Source organism: Chryseobacterium sp. (genome assembly GCF_019236175.1).
GTDB lineage: Bacteria > Bacteroidota > Bacteroidia > Flavobacteriales > Weeksellaceae > Chryseobacterium.
Genome location: NZ_JAFAJM010000001.1, coordinates 180,014 through 195,681, shown reverse-complemented (window position 1 = coordinate 195,681; position 15,668 = coordinate 180,014). Strand labels below are relative to the sequence as shown.

General features: G+C 35.4%; 15 protein-coding genes. 2 read left to right on the top strand and 13 right to left on the bottom strand.

Annotated elements, in window-relative coordinates:
- Window positions 1-422: 422 nt before the first annotated feature.
- Window positions 423-584 (top strand): hypothetical protein, encoded by a 162-nt coding sequence (locus JO178_RS00905; RefSeq protein ID WP_291930451.1) that lies wholly within the window; start codon window positions 423-425, stop codon window positions 582-584.
- Window positions 585-619: 35 nt separating this feature from the next.
- Here the strand turns inward: JO178_RS00905 and JO178_RS00900 are convergent, their stop codons facing one another.
- The 9 genes from JO178_RS00900 to JO178_RS21470 all read right to left on the bottom strand — a co-directional run bounded on the left by JO178_RS00900 (window position 620) and on the right by JO178_RS21470 (window position 12,132).
- The gene (locus JO178_RS00900) at window positions 620-2,794 is read right to left on the bottom strand and encodes a TonB-dependent receptor (protein ID WP_291930449.1); all 2,175 of its coding nucleotides are present in this window, start codon (window positions 2,792-2,794) and stop codon (window positions 620-622) included.
- A gap of 79 nt (window positions 2,795-2,873) precedes the next feature.
- Window positions 2,874-3,932: a helix-turn-helix transcriptional regulator gene (locus JO178_RS00895; RefSeq protein ID WP_291930447.1), complete on the bottom strand. Its 1,059-nt coding sequence runs from the start codon at window positions 3,930-3,932 to the stop codon at window positions 2,874-2,876.
- Between the two features lie 529 nt (window positions 3,933-4,461).
- Window positions 4,462-5,748, bottom strand: coding sequence for a citrate synthase (locus JO178_RS00890; protein WP_291930445.1), 1,287 nt, complete (start codon window positions 5,746-5,748; stop codon window positions 4,462-4,464).
- Window positions 5,749-5,829: 81 nt separating this feature from the next.
- Entirely contained in the window at window positions 5,830-7,122 is a 1,293-nt protein-coding gene (gene eno, locus JO178_RS00885; protein ID WP_076353272.1) for a phosphopyruvate hydratase, read from the bottom strand.
- A 181-nt stretch (window positions 7,123-7,303) separates the two neighbouring features.
- A complete protein-coding gene (locus tag JO178_RS00880) occupies window positions 7,304-8,092 on the bottom strand; it encodes a histidine kinase (protein WP_291930440.1) in 789 nt (262 codons plus the stop codon).
- Between the two features lie 640 nt (window positions 8,093-8,732).
- A complete protein-coding gene (locus JO178_RS00875) occupies window positions 8,733-9,491 on the bottom strand; it encodes a hypothetical protein (RefSeq protein WP_291930437.1) in 759 nt (252 codons plus the stop codon).
- A 6-nt stretch (window positions 9,492-9,497) separates the two neighbouring features.
- Window positions 9,498-10,130 (bottom strand): response regulator transcription factor, encoded by a 633-nt coding sequence (locus JO178_RS00870; protein ID WP_291930435.1) that lies wholly within the window; start codon window positions 10,128-10,130, stop codon window positions 9,498-9,500.
- Window positions 10,131-10,333: 203 nt separating this feature from the next.
- Window positions 10,334-11,566 carry a beta-galactosidase gene (locus tag JO178_RS00865; protein ID WP_365865526.1) on the bottom strand — a complete coding sequence of 411 codons (1,233 nt, stop codon included), beginning with the start codon at window positions 11,564-11,566 and terminating at the stop codon, window positions 10,334-10,336.
- An 11-nt stretch (window positions 11,567-11,577) separates the two neighbouring features.
- Window positions 11,578-12,132: a beta-galactosidase gene (locus tag JO178_RS21470; RefSeq protein ID WP_365865523.1), complete on the bottom strand. Its 555-nt coding sequence runs from the start codon at window positions 12,130-12,132 to the stop codon at window positions 11,578-11,580.
- Between the two features lie 123 nt (window positions 12,133-12,255).
- Between JO178_RS21470 and JO178_RS00860 the strand changes: the two genes are divergently transcribed.
- On the top strand, window positions 12,256-12,690 hold the full coding sequence (locus tag JO178_RS00860; RefSeq protein ID WP_291930433.1) for a hypothetical protein: 435 nt from the start codon (window positions 12,256-12,258) through the stop codon (window positions 12,688-12,690).
- Between the two features lie 94 nt (window positions 12,691-12,784).
- On the opposite strand, the gene JO178_RS00855 is transcribed toward JO178_RS00860, so the two are convergent.
- The 4 genes from JO178_RS00855 to rpsD form a co-directional block, all read right to left on the bottom strand.
- Window positions 12,785-13,261 carry a ribonuclease domain-containing protein gene (locus JO178_RS00855; RefSeq protein WP_291930431.1) on the bottom strand — a complete coding sequence of 159 codons (477 nt, stop codon included), beginning with the start codon at window positions 13,259-13,261 and terminating at the stop codon, window positions 12,785-12,787.
- A gap of 237 nt (window positions 13,262-13,498) precedes the next feature.
- Window positions 13,499-14,020: a 50S ribosomal protein L17 gene (gene rplQ, locus JO178_RS00850; protein ID WP_027371704.1), complete on the bottom strand. Its 522-nt coding sequence runs from the start codon at window positions 14,018-14,020 to the stop codon at window positions 13,499-13,501.
- Between the two features lie 6 nt (window positions 14,021-14,026).
- Window positions 14,027-15,022, bottom strand: coding sequence for a DNA-directed RNA polymerase subunit alpha (locus tag JO178_RS00845; protein WP_027371705.1), 996 nt, complete (start codon window positions 15,020-15,022; stop codon window positions 14,027-14,029).
- A gap of 33 nt (window positions 15,023-15,055) precedes the next feature.
- Window positions 15,056-15,664, bottom strand: a complete 609-nt coding sequence (gene rpsD, locus JO178_RS00840) for a 30S ribosomal protein S4 (protein ID WP_047096812.1) — start codon at window positions 15,662-15,664, stop codon at window positions 15,056-15,058.
- Window positions 15,665-15,668 lie beyond the last annotated feature (4 nt).

Sequence of the window (15,668 nt, the reverse complement as noted above, 5' to 3'; positions counted from 1 at the left end):
AACAACAAAATCATGAACAAGAACAGTCAAGTGCTGAAGCATGCACAAAAATTAGGTAGAGACCAACAAAAAAATGTAACTGGCGGAATAGGAATCTCAACAGGCAAAAGATGTTGTGAATGGGATCCATCAGGAAAATGTATTATCTATACTTGTGACAGATGTGTATGCCCATAAAAATATCATGACCTGCTTTTTTAAGCAGGTTTTCTTTTGCTCACTATTCATTCAGCAAAGTATATGATATCATTTCATACTTTCTCTAGGTTTTAGCGGATTCAATTTTATATCAAAAATCTCCTGCTTATTAATTACACCTATTTTTATTTATATCTTTAAATAAATTCCTATATTAGTGATATAATTTTACAAAATTATAAAAAAATTAAAATTTTACTATTAACATCAAAAACAACAAAATCATGAGCAAGAACAATCCTGTACTGAAAAACGCACAAAAATTAGGCAGAGACCAACAAAAATCCATCACCGGCGGAACAACACGCCGCGACAGCTATTGCTGTGAATGGAATGATGACGGAAGCTGCAGAATATGGACATGTGGCAATTGTGTATGTCCATAATAAAATAAAAGCCTGCTTTTTGAAGCAGGCTTCTTTTATCTGGCTCTGTTCTCTTCTTCTGATCTTTGAGTTTCTTTAACCTGATAATCTGAACTTCCGAAATTATAACTTAAAGTAAAGAAGAATCTGCTACTGTCCCACCAATGGGTAAAACGGTTATCCATAATCTGTTTATATCTGAATTCCAGGCGCTGGTCATAAGAATCAAAAATGTTATTATACCCCATCTTGGTGTTCAGTTTGTTATCAAACCATGACTTTTGTATTGATACATCTATGGTATAGCGCGGTTTTATGACATAAAGGCTGTTTCCTGTTTTTGATTCATAAGCGGCAAACAGATTTATCGTATATCTTTTAGGCAGGGTAAAAATCTGATTCAGTCTGATTTCGTAATTATACACACTCATCTTAAAAACCTCATCAAGATAAGGTCTGAATTCATTATTATAATATCCTGCAAACTGACCGGTCATATTCCACCACTTGGCTATTTTTAGCGGAAAACTTGTTTCCAGAACAGCAAATTTTCTATAGGGAAGATTAGTACCAAGATACTCCAGTACATTGGTTTTAGAGTTATATAACGGATAACGGGTCATCACATCTGTTTCTTTTCCGATGGTAAAACTCGTGATCCAGTTCTTATAACGGTAGGTTGCTTTGATCTGGCTGGTCAGAGAAGGCAACAGATACGGATTGCCAATCCAATAATTCAAAGGGCTGAAATAGAAGCGGAAGGGGTTAAGCTGTGAGAAAACGGGTCTTGTTATTCGTCTGCTGTAAGAAACGGAAAATTCATTAGCCGTATTAAAAGTGTAAGCAGCGTTAAAGGAGGGCAGCCATTCCGTATAATTTCTTGAAACAACAGAATCAACTGTGACTGCATTGGAAAGGCTATAGGTATTTTCAACTCGTAAGCCTGCATTCATCTGAAGTTTTCCAAACTTTTGTCTATAAGCCAGATATCCTGCCCATATTTTTTCTTTATATGCGAAAACATTACTTCTTGAAGAATCAAATAAAAACTGATGATCTGCCGATAAAGTATCATACCTGATGTTATTATGGGTATCGGAATGACTGTATTTAATTCCGGCTTCAAAATCTGCATTTCCGATTTTCTGAGAAATATCAGTCTGACCGGTATAGATATCGATTTTATTCAGAAGATCCGATTTCCAATAGGATAACAGCGCTGATGAAGAAATTTCTCTGTTAATAAAATCATCCTTCTGCTTATTTTTTACTGAAAGATAGTTTCCGGAAAAACTTATTTTAAACCCTTTATTCTGAAAGGAATAATCTGTAGTAATTCCAAAATTGTCCTGTGAATAATCCATAGGATTTTTATTTTCAGTATTCAGGATTAACAGGGTTTCTTTTTTATCTGTAGCATATAACGATCCGGAGCGGTCTCTGTCATTTTTACGGAAATTTCCTCTCAGACTGACACCTATTCTGTGATGATCATTCAATCTGAAATCTGCTCCTGCCTGAACATTATAAATGCCTGCATTATCTTTCTGATAGGTTTGGGTTCTCATGATATTGGTATTGGCTAATCTTTGCAGGGCGTTATACCGATAGGTGGAAATTCCGTCGCTATATCCGGACAGCAGATTATAAGTCACTTTTCCTGTATGATAGGAGACATTAAAAGAATTTTCCCGGTAATTGAACTTATTTACATATAATGTTCCATTATAATTTCCTTTCCATCCCGGGTTTACATTCTTCTTCAGTCTGATATCAATGATTCCGTTAAATTCTGCATCATATTTTGAAGAGGGATTGGTATTTACTTCTACAGATGTTACCATTTCCGGGGGTAAGGAACGTAAGTAGGCCTGAAGTTCCTGATTGCTCATGATAACTGGTTTTCCGTCTATGAATATGGCAGGACTTATCCTTCCGCCGATAAAAATTCCGTCTTCCTGATCTACAGTAACACCCGGCGTTTTTTTAAGTACATCAAGAAGGCTGACTGAAGTTTTGAAGTCTTTATTACCGGAAACACTCATAACTAAATTTCCTTCACTCAGTTTTATGTTACGGGAAGCCGACTTAATAATAACTTCTGAAATATTTGTAGTCACAGCTCTGGATGCTGCAGTGGAATCCGGAGTTTTCGTTTTTACCGGTTCCTGTGCTTTTCCAAAACACGAAAGGAATATAACCAGCAGAAACAACCATAATTTGATTAACATACATTTTAATTTTATGAAATCAAAAGTATACGGCTATGGCGGCAATGAGGTTTTGGATTTAAAATTCCGCAGTACGAAATTATAAATCAGAACTCTGAAACTTCGGCTCAATAAGGGTTTGAGATTGTTTATACAAAAGAGGTGTCGTATTTTTTATTTTCTTGAAGGTAGAGAAAAAAGTAGATTTTGAATTGAATCCCACTTCATAACCAATCTCCTCAATTTTTAAATAAGACCCGTTTTCTATTTTTTCACAAGCTTCTTTTATTCTGTATTCATTGATATAGGTAGAAAAACTTTTACCCAGGTTATCATTCAGCAACTGAGAGAGCTGGTGGGCCGAAATATTTATTCTGGAAGCGAGGTCATTTAATTTCAAATTAGGATCTTTGTACAGTTCTTCAGCATTCATCAGTTTTTCTAATCTGGAAACAAAATTATCTGCCTGAGTTTCTGAAATCTTTCTATTGGGGTATTTATTTGATTCTTTTATCGATAGCTGTTTATATTTTTCATTAAAAAGAATCAGGAAATTGGCATATAATACGAAAGAAAATACCAGACTTCCGCCTGCGCAATAAATCTGTACCCATCCTGTTGAAATCAGCTGATATGTCAGGAAGATAATAACATTACTAAGGAGAACCGGAAAAACAAACTGGCTGGAACTTTTGCTATTTCGCTTTGAAAAAAGATAATATTGATATACAGCCAGAAATACAAATACGGACCAGACTGTGTAAATAAACGTTCCGAAGTAATGGTCCCAGGTAACAGGAAATACCAGATACAATAAACCAACAGCTCCTAAGATCAGGGTCAGTAATCCGAATATTTTTCTGCAGCTTTTGAAATCAAATATATCCTGGAACGAGGCTCTTACATAATAATATAAAGCCGGTCCTGTAAAAAATAAAGCGGATAATCCCAAATGGGGAATAATTCTTGGTAAATCCGGATAAAAGTAAATACAAACGGAAATTCCGACTCTTGTACTCAGCATTAATAAAAGAAGACCGAGGAAAAAATCCGGCAGATATTTCAGTTTTTTGACAAACAACAGGTAAATTCCCAGCAAAAGCCCGTTGAATGCTCCTACTGCACTGAAAAAAAATAACATTTGTTGTCCGAAAGTCATGGTGTATTTATTTTTCTAATCAAAATTAACGGGCTTATAGAAACGGGCTTTAGCCTGTTTAGTCTATAAACACTATTCATTCGGCTTTAACCGAAACTCATCTTCTTCAAGAGTAAATTTAATAAATTATCGGATTGAATTTCAGACAGATGGGATATTTTTTTAGTTTTGGCTAAAGCCAATGGAATTTTTTTTATTTCTAAACGGGCTAAAGCCCGTCTCTAATGAATAGGATGGCAAAGTACAATGTATTCAATAGCTATGAGACAGAATGGGAATGGTTGTATTTATTATTGATTAATTAAGGTCATTATCAGCATTCAAATAACAGATAGTCGGTTATATCGCACTGTGAAATACTAAAGGAATTATGTATATCCCAGCCCCGATAGAAACGGTTACCCCGCAGCAGGTTTTGGAAAGCTTTGGCGCGAGGAGTAGAAGTGGATAGCGGGAAATAGCTCCTAATCATTAAAAACAAAAAAATCCCAAAGCAAGCCTTGGGATTTTGATATGGTATAAGCAAATATTATCTGCTTGCGATATCGATATAGTTTCTTTCCTGAGCACCTTGGTAAACCTGTCTTGGTCTTCCGATCGGGTCTCCTTTCAATCTCATTTCTTTCCATTGAGAAATCCATCCCGGAAGTCTTCCTAGTGCAAACATTACGGTGAACATTTCTGTAGGGATTCCTAATGCTCTGTAGATGATACCTGAATAGAAATCTACGTTTGGATATAGTTTTCTTTCGATGAAGTATTCGTCTTCAAGGGCTACTCTTTCTAACTGCATCGCGATATCAAGAGCTTTATCCTGAATACCTAGTGCAGTAAGGATATCATCAGCAGCTTTCTTGATAATTTTTGCTCTTGGGTCGAAGTTTTTGTACACTCTGTGTCCGAATCCCATTAGACGGAAGCTATCGTTCTTATCTTTTGCTTTAGCCACATATTTAGATACGTCACCACCATCTTTTTCGATAAGTTCAAGCATTTCGATTACGGCCTGGTTAGCCCCTCCGTGAAGTGGTCCCCAAAGAGCGGATACTCCGGCAGAGATAGAAGCAAAAAGACCTGTGTGAGCAGAACCTACCATTCTTACTGTAGAAGTAGAACAGTTTTGTTCGTGATCTGCATGAAGGATTAACAATTTATCTAATGCATTTACAACCACTGGATCGATTTCGAAATCAGCGTTTGGTAATCTGAATGCCATTTTGTAGAAGTTCTCTACATAATTTAGGTTGTTGTCTCCGTGGTTTAATGGTAAACCTTGAGTTTTTCTGTAAGTCCAAGCACAAAGGTGAGAGAACTTAGCGATCATTAACTCAGCAGCGTGATCCATTTCTTCTTTAGAGTTTACGTTAACTGCTTTCGGGTTGAAAGCTGTCAATGCAGAAGTCATAGAAGATAAAACTCCCATAGGGTGAGCAGAACGAGGAAAAACATCAATGATCTTTTTCATCTCATCTGCGATGAAGTTATATTTTTTAATATTGTTGTCGAAAGAAGTAAACTGGTCTTGAGTAGGTAGTTCTCCATGTAATAAAAGATACATTACTTCTGTGAAGTTAGATTTCTCAGCAATTTGCTCGATAGGGTAACCTCTGTAGAATAATTCTCCTTTATCTCCGTCTAAGTAAGTGATGTCGCTAATAGTAGCTCCTGTATTTTTGTAACCTAAATCCAGAGTGATTAAACCTGTCTGGTCTCTTAATTTTGAAATATCAATCCCTCTGTCTCCGATAGTACTATCCACGATAGGATATTCATATGAATTACCTGCGTAATTCAATATTACTTTGTTGTCTGACATTATTTATTTTTTTTTAAATATACTACTTTCCATAAAATACGGCAAACAAAAAATATCGCTTGCCGTTATTTATAAATTCGATTATCTTTTAATTTTAAATGCTTCTAAGCCCGGGAAAATAGCCGTCTCTCCAAGAGCTTCTTCTATTCTCAATAACTGGTTGTATTTTGCCATTCTGTCTGATCTTGAGGCGGACCCTGTTTTGATCTGTCCACAGTTCATCGCTACTGCTAAATCAGCGATGGTAGCATCTTCAGTTTCTCCTGATCTGTGAGACATTACTGAAGTGAATTTATTGTTCTGAGCCATTTGTACTGCTGCCATTGTTTCAGAAAGAGAACCGATCTGGTTTACTTTTACAAGGATTGAATTGGCAATTCCTTCTTTTACTCCTCTTGATAATCTGTCAACGTTTGTTACAAATAAGTCATCGCCTACCAGCTGTACTCTGTCACCGATTTTATCCGTTAACATTTTCCATCCTTCCCAGTCATCTTCCTGCATACCGTCTTCGATAGAGATGATCGGATATTTAGCAGCCAGTTCTGCAAGGTAAGAAACCTGTTCTTCTCTTGATCTGTGAGCTCCTTTGTCTCCTTCAAATTTTCTGTAATCGTAAGTTCCGTCTTTATAGAATTCTGAAGCGGCACAGTCTAATGCTAACATGATGTCATCACCTGGTTTGTAACCGGCTTTTTCGATAGCCTGAAGTAAAGTATCTAAAGCGTCTTCTGTACCGTTGAATGTTGGAGCAAAACCTCCTTCGTCTCCTACTGCTGTAGAAAGGCCTCTTCCTTTAAGGATTGATTTTAAGTTGTGGAAAATTTCAGTTCCTTTTCTCAATGCATGAGAGAAAGAATCTGCTTTTACCGGCATAATCATGAATTCCTGAAATGCGATCGGGGCATCAGAGTGAGAACCACCGTTGATGACGTTCATCATTGGAACAGGAAGTGTATTGGCGTTTACTCCGCCTACATATTTATACAGAGGCATTCCCAATTCTGCGGCGGCTGCTTTTGCTACGGCTAAAGAAACACCAAGAATTGCGTTAGCACCAAGATTTCCTTTGTTAGCGGTTCCGTCAAGATCAATCATAATCTGATCGATATAGTTTTGTTCAAAAACCGGCTGTCCAACTAAATTCTCTGCAATTATTTCTTTTACATTTTCAACAGCTTTCAGAACTCCTTTTCCCTGATATTCTGAACCTCCGTCACGTAATTCCACGGCTTCGTGTTCTCCTGTAGATGCTCCTGAAGGAACTGCAGCACGCCCCATTGCTCCGCTTTCCGTAAATACATCTACTTCAATTGTAGGATTACCTCGGGAATCTAAAATCTGTCTTGCTTCTATGTAAGAAATTGCACTCATTTTTTATTTTTTTTAGTTTAGACAAATTTAATCAAAATTTAACTTTTAGGGGCATTTAAGGGTGATCTTTTTGAAAGAAATACAAGTTAAATTTTAGTTAATTTACAGGACCTTCATTCTGTTATTTTAATTATCGGGGTCTTATAATTCCGGACTACGGATCTAAGGAAAAATTAATTTATCACAATCGTATTTTAAAAAGAAGAAGAGTTCCCGAATCGCCCGATACAACTTCAAATTCGCCATCCATTTCAAGCATTCTCCGTTTCATATTCCGTAGACCATTTCCTTCAGGCCGGTCTTGAGGAATTCCGGTTCCGTTATCTGAGAGTTTCATGATAAAATTATTTTCTTTCTGAATAAATGAAAGGGTGAGATGGTTTGCTTTACTGTATTTATAGGCATTATTAACGGCTTCCTTAAGACATAAAAACAGATTCCGTCTCTGCTCTGTAGAAATTGGAATTTCACCGATAATCCGCTCTGATTCGGCATACAATATGATTTTGGTTTTCTTTAAAAAATTTCTGGTATACAGAATCGCATAATCTACAAAATTTCCCAGGGTATCATTTCCTGAATTCAGACTCCAAAGCATTTCCCGCATGGAGACATTCATTTCTTCTGAGGTTAGCAGAAGTTCATCAATATCACTTATCAAGGCTCCGTCATGTGCCTTTTGTTTTATAAATTCGGCCTGAAGTTTTAATGCTGAAATTCCTGCCCCCAGATCATCATGCATATCATGGGAAATACGTTCACGTTCCTGTTCTACTGATTTTTGCTTTTCCAGTTCTTTCTGAAGGAGCTGATTCTGGTATTCTGCTTCTTTGAGCTGCTGTTGCTGAATAAAGAATAGTTGTCGTTTATTATACAGAACAACTATTAAAACAATAAAAATAACAAACGTAAAGAGTAAAATTACAGCTATAATATAAACTAATCTGATTGTATCCGGTAACTGTTTCATACAGGTATTTTTATTTTTTTAAATTTCACTAAGGCAATATAAAATACCCCATACATAATGATGTTGACAAGGTATTGCATACTTTTCAAAATTTGTAAAAAAGCAGGATCATTATCTCTAAGGAAAAACATAGGAATAGACCTGAAAATAAAAAAGATACTCCAAAAAAGTAATCCGCAAGAAACCCAAAAATGGGGATCATCCATAATTTTTATTTCAGCCAGATTCTTTACTCTATAATAAAACCAAGCCAATGCATTGACTATAAAATAAAAACAAACAATTAAGCCTATCTTATTTTCATAGTTTTCACCATAAAATTTGGTAAAGAATACAATATAGAGAAATATAAAAACTGTAATATACAGCAGGATTTTCTTTACTTCTTTTGATAATATTCTGAAATAATACAAACCAAAGAACAGGATTAAGAAAATGCTATAATAATTAAACAGGTAGGCAAAATCAAATTCCTTGATGTACATCTTATAATGTCCATAAACTTCCAGTCCAAAAGAAACCAGTAAAAAGACAGTCAAATAGTTTTGGCTGGGAAGACTTTTCTTCCCAGCCAAAATTACAGATTTTACAGTATCAATAAAAAGTACTGTGATATATATGAGTTGAATAATAAACATGATTAAGGGTATAGTGAGCCCATATCATAATATTTTCCATCATCAACAGAATAGAAAACTATTGTAAGTTGCTTTATTCGAAATTGATAATAAGTGCGATAAACTAATTGTGATACTTTCAGGCTATTAGCCCGAATAATTGCCATAACATCGCTTATTTCACATAAATAAACTAAATACTTTTTACTTATACGACTTATCATATTTTCCAGATCATGAATATGGTAAGAAATAGTCATTGTATTACTTCCCAAATTATTATTTGAAAAATACTTGTTAAGTGTTGGAAGATATTTTTGAAGGTAAGCTTCTTTATAAAGGTCTAAAGTACTATTTGAAATTCTGAGATTATTTAATTGATCTGAAGTACTAAATAGTAAATAATTATGTTCATCAATAGTTACTTCGTTTTTATCTTCAAGAGATACAGCAAGATAGATTAAATTATCTTCATTGAAATGTGGATTCAGATTTAAATTATATTTCCTTCGATCTATTTCTACCAAACTAAATTTTAAATATGTTGCCTTAATATCTAACATTAATTCGAGTAAACTCTCAAGAACTGAATATTCAACTTCATAAACTCCATCTTTGTTAAAATTCAAATTTGCTAAATCCAGAAGTTGCAACATTCCATTCTTAGCGCTGGTTATAAAGCTTTCAGCTATAATACCTTCAATGCCTATAAATTCTGGCCCTACAATTAATTTTTCAAATTTATTGCCTATTGGCCCATGAGTTTTTTGTGGATTTTCCATAATATCTTAGTTTTTAAATTGGTTTAGTTTATTGATGGCCTCAACTTTATTGCTGACATGCAGTTTTCTGTAGATATTGCCCACGTGTTTTTTTACGGTATCTATACTGATGTATTTCTGATCTGCAATTTCTTTGTATAAAAGACCTTGAGATAGTAATTCCAGTATTTCTTTTTCACGTTCTGTCAGTTCATCAAAGCCTTTAATTTCGGGAAGTTTTTTTTCAAAATGTCTGAGAACCTTTCGGGCGATAGAAAAACTCATAGGAGCCCCCCCATGATAAACATCCCGGATGGAGGAGAGAATCTTGTCCATACTTTCTCCTTTCACAAGGTATCCCATCGCACCGGCTTTTAAGGAATTAAAAATTTTTTCGTCATCCTCAAAACTTGTACACATGATAAACTGAGTTTCCGGCATTTCTTTCCTGAGCTTCTCAATGATTTCAGTACCCGGCATATCCTGCAGCTGAATGTCCATCATGACAACATCCGGAGAAAGGTCGGGAAGATTTTTTAGGGCATCATTGCCATCGAAGAACTGGGCTACCACCTTCATATCGTTCTGGTAACTGATCACCTTCTTCAACGCATTGTTGTAGTTTTTCTCATCTTCTACTATGGCTATAGAAATACTCATGTTCTTTTTGTTTGAAACAAATTTCAATAGAAAATAAAGCAGAAACAATTACCCTTTTGTGTAATTTTTTAAGATTGAGTTCTGGTTATGATTTAGTTTTTAGTCTTATTAAATTTAACTAATTTTCAATTAACAGCGTCACATTTGCATAAATAATTATCAAACACCGCTATTACAATAAAACAGGATATCAGGCAGCATTGTTATTTTATCAGCTGATCTAAAACAGGATGATCAATGCTGTGAACAGAGGTATTATTTTCAAATAATTGTTCGAAAATCTGAATCGTATTTTTTCCTTTTTTCAACCATACTCCCGGAATGTATAATGTTTGTTGGGGCCCCACTTTACTCCAGTATCTTCCTATATTTTTCCCGTTAATGAAAACAATCCCTTTGCCGAGCTTTTGCATATCCAGAAAAGTATCTCCGGTTTCATGAAGGTTAAATTCAGCTTCCTGAATGACGGGAGAATGATAGGGTATATCTTTTAATTGATACCCAAACCCGGGAAACCGGTCAAAAGGAAGCGGAAACATTTCCCAGTTTCCTGAAATTTCAGTTCCGTTTATTTTGACAGGACTGATAATTCCTTTTAAGTTATGCACAATTTCAGATCCATAATTAATCCGGCCCATATTCTCTACCAAAATATCTAGTCTGTCTCCGGCATTAATTTCTATCATAAGCTCATATTTTTTATTGACTCTGCTGAGCTCCCCTTTCCATATTCCATTAACATACACATTGGCATAATCTCTTAGTCCTTTTATTTCAAGCGTTCCTTTCTGATTCTGCCCGAATTTCTTTCGGTATAAAACATAACCGTTTCCGATATTCAGGTTTTCGAACGTCAGAGGGTGATCATTGATCACCGGTTTTTGTAAGCTGATAACATCAAAAAGAGAATTTATTTTTGAAAATCTAATTTCCGGAACAGAGATCGTTTTTGCAGGTTTTGGAACATCAGGAAGCAGGTTTTTACTGATTTTTTGAAAAACTTTTCTTAAGGCATTATATTTGGGAGTAGCCCAGCCTGCTTCATTAATGGGAGCATCATAATCATAGCTTGTAAGATCCGGCTGGATATCATGTTCCTTATCATAATTAGCCCCACTGGTAAATCCGAAATTGGTTCCGCCATGAATCATATAATAATTAAATGAGATATTGTTATTGATATATAATTCTGTTTGTTTTACCACATCTTCAGTGCTTACTTTCACAAATGGCTCCGCCCAGTGATCCAGCCAGCCGGGATAATATTCTGCCACCATATATGGTCCTTTATCTTGTGTATATTCGTTGATCCTTTTCTTCAGAACATCAATATTGCTTTCACCATTGGCAGTAGGCAAAGCTCCGTCGATAGAACCTCCCTTAAACAAAGAGCTTCCATCTGAAGTAAATAACGGGACAGTGATCCCCTCTTTCAAAAGAATATCTTTTATTGTATGCTGTATTTCCGGTGTTCCTCCAAAGAAATATCTTTGCGTTGTGCAACATAAGACCCGAATTCATTTTCAGCCTGAACCATAATGACAGGACCTCCATGATTAATCTGAAGCGGAACAAGCTGCTGTGCAAGCTGGTGAATATATTGTTCACATTCTTCTAAAAATGCTTTGTTATTTCTTCTGATCTCTAAGTCTTTATTTTTCTGAAGCCACCATGGATAACCTCCAAATTCCCATTCCGCACAAACATAAGGTCCGGGACGGATGATGACATACAGACCTACCTCCTGTGCTGTTTTAATAAACTTTTTCAAATTTTTATCTCCTGAAAAATTCCACTGCCCGGGTGCTTCTTCATGATAATTCCAGAAAACATAAGTAGTAACAGTATTCAGTCCCATGGCTTTCATCATTTGTAAACGGTGCTTCCAGTATTCTGACGGAACTCTCGGATAATGCATCTCTCCTGAATGAATGATAAACGGTTTTCCGTTGAGTACAAAATGTCCGTCTTTAATTTCAAAGCGTCCTTTTTGTGAAAACACAGTATTTATGGAGAAAATGAAAAGAATTACACACAAATATTTGTAAAAATTTCTCATATTGTAAGGCATGATTTTTGTAAAATTAAAGAATAAAAATCATATTGAATATCAAATAATATAATCATGAAAAAAAGTATCCTAGTACTTGGTGCAGTACTTACATTAGCAGTAATCAGCTGTAAAAAAAGCGAAAGCGGAAATAGCGGAATTATCAAAACGGAAAGCTCTGAAACCGTTGTGACTGACAACAACCGGAAAATTGATTCTGTAACCCAGGGTTCATCAACAATGGATGTGAATGGTAAAAAATTTGAAAAAACAGATTTTGTTTACAAAGCAACCGATGGAACACTGGTAAAAGTGGTTTTCAAAAATGATCCGAAAGAAAGTACGGTAGCAATTACCAGCAATAAAAAAACTTTTACCCTTCCTAAATCGGAAACCAAAGGAGAGGAAACCATTTATAAGAAAGATGATATGACTGCAAGAGTAAAAGGAGACAGCCTTCATCTTGAACAGGGAAATAATATTATTGAGCTGAAAAGAACAAAAATCTAGAATAACAATATCCCTCTACACGGAGGGATATTTTTTATATTATAAAAAGCACATTCGTAAAATGTTTCAATTGTATGACATGACACAATAAAATTTACTTTTGCTGGAAAGTCTTATAATGATCTTTAGTAACATATACTAATCCGTCGTTACTGTATATCAGGCGATCCGCGTTTCGTGGCCCGCAATTATAGTTGAGATCTGCCTCATAATATTTACGATTTGACTTTTTAGGTAACAGACCTTCTCTATTAGTGAAGTTATCACCACCAATAGCCTTTCCCGGCAAAACAGTACATAAATTTCCATTTGAAGGTACCCATCCATATGACATTGCTTCAGCCTTAGTAATATAATAATCAGGTAATTTATGATTTGATTTTACATAACTCACAACTGTATTTTCATTAGTAAGGTCTGAAATATTAGTAGCTCTGGAAGCCTCTGTCTTAGCAGTCTCAGTTTTGCTTGCGACTCTTGTTACAGAACCGGAGTCTAATCTGCTGTCATCATGAGAACATCCTATTGTGAACAAAGCTAAGATCGCTAAAAATAAAAATTTGGTTTTCATAAAAGAATTATTATTTGGTACTCAAAAATAAGCGTATTATTTTTCTTTTATGTTAAGAGAATATTAAACCCTGCCTTACTCCGGATCTTCGCAGCTAATGATAAGAATAACGATTGCGGCATAGCGAATTGATGTAAGTAGAGGAAGAGAAAATATACAGATTTTCAACTTCACAAAATTCATATACAAAAAAACCATCCGGAATGCGGATGGTTTTCATTGTATATCTGATGAATATTATTCTTCAGTTTTTTCTTCAGTAGTATCAGCTTTAGCTTCTTCTACTTTCTCTTCTACTGCAGGAGCTTCAGCAACTACCGCTTCAGCTTTTTTAGGTGCAGCAGTTGATCTTCTGCTTCTTCTTGTAGCTTTTTTCTCTTCAGCATTAGGGTTGTAAAGCTCGTTGAAATCTACTAATTCGATAAGAGCAGTATCAGCAGCATCACCTGGTCTGAATCCTGTCTTGATGATTCTTGTATAACCACCGTTTCTTTCAGCGATTTTAGGAGCTACAGTTCTGAATAATTCAGCAACCGCAAATTTATTTTGAAGGTAAGAGAATACTACTCTTCTGTTGTGTGTAGTATCTTCTTTTGCTTTTGTTAATAGAGGCTCAACATATACTCTTAAAGCTTTAGCTTTAGCTACAGTAGTGTTGATTCTTTTATGCTCAATTAGAGAACAAGCCATATTAGAAAGTAAAGCACTTCTGTGAGAAGCTGTTCTTCCTAAGTGATTGAATTTTTTACCGTGTCTCATTATTAATTATTTATCAGCGTCTAACTTATATTTTGCAACGTCGAAACCGAAGTTAAGACCTTTTGAATGCACTAATTCTTCTAGTTCTGTCAAAGATTTTTTACCAAAATTTCTGAATTTCATCAAATCAGACTTACTGTAAGAAACCAGTTCTCCAAGAGTTTCTACTTCAGCTGCTTTCAGACAGTTAAGGGCTCTTACAGAAAGATCCATATCTGCTAATTTAGACTTAAGAAGTTGTCTTGTGTGAAGAGTTTCTTCATCGTATTGGATAGATGCTTTTACAGCTTCAGTTTCAAGCGTGATTCTCTCATCAGAGAACAACATGAAGTGATAAATTAATATCTTAGAAGCTTCAGTTAAAGCGTTCTGAGGGCTGATAGACCCGTCAGTTTCTATATCTAATACAAGTTTTTCGTAGTCTGTTTTTTGCTCTACACGATAATTTTCAATGCTGTATTGAACTTTCTTGATTGGCGTGAAAATAGAGTCAATAGCAATAGTACCTACCGGTGCATTGTTTGACTTATTTTGTTCTGAAGGAACATACCCTCTACCTTTTTCAATATTGAAAGTAATTTCGAAAGTTACATCACTGTTTAGGTTACAAATCACTAAATCCGGGTTCAGAACCTCGAATCCGTTGATCGACTTTCCTAAATCTCCAGCAGTAATAATCGTTTGACCTGAAACTTTAGCAACAACCTGCTCATTAGCCTGGCCTTCTGCTGCAGCTTTTAATCTTACCTGCTTTAGGTTAAGAATAATTTCGGTAACGTCTTCGATTACTCCTGGAATAGTTGAAAATTCGTGCTCTACACCTTCTATTTTGATAGATGAAATAGCATATCCTTCCAGAGAAGAAAGCAACACTCTTCTCAAAGCATTACCGATTGTAAGCCCGAAACCTGGTTCTAAAGGTCTGAATTCGAATTGACCTTTAAATTCATCAGAGTTAAGTAAAATTACTTTATCGGGTTTTATGAATTGTAAAATTGCCATATTATTGGGTTGAGCAAAAATTTGATTAAAAAATTATTTAGAGTAAAGTTCGACGATAAGGTTCTCCTTAATATCCTCCGGAATTTGGATTCTTTCAGGAGCAGAAATGAAAGTACCTTCTTTCTTCTCATCGTTGAATTGTAACCACTCATAGTTTGACTTAGAAGCCAACGCATTGGTAACAACCTCAAGAGACTTAGACTTTTCTCTTACAGTGATGACATCACCTGCTTTTACCAAGTAAGAAGGGATATTAAGAATTTCTCCGTTCACAGTGATGTGTCTGTGAGAAACTAATTGTCTAGCACCAGATCTTGTTTTAGCAAAACCTAATCTGTATACTACGTTATCCAATCTTGATTCACAAAGTTGTAATAGAACTTCCCCTGTTACACCTTTACTTCTGTGTGCTTTTTCAAATAAGTTAGCAAACTGTCTTTCTAAGATACCGTACGTATATTTAGCTTTTTGTTTTTCAGCTAACTGAACTGCGTATTCTGATTTCTTAGCACCTCTTCTTTTGTTAGGACCGTGTTGTCCTGGCGGTTGGTTTTTTCTTTTTTCGAAGTTTTTATCATCTCCGTAGATTGCAGCACCAAACTTTCTAGCAATCTTAGTTTTAGGTCCAATATATCTTGCCATAATG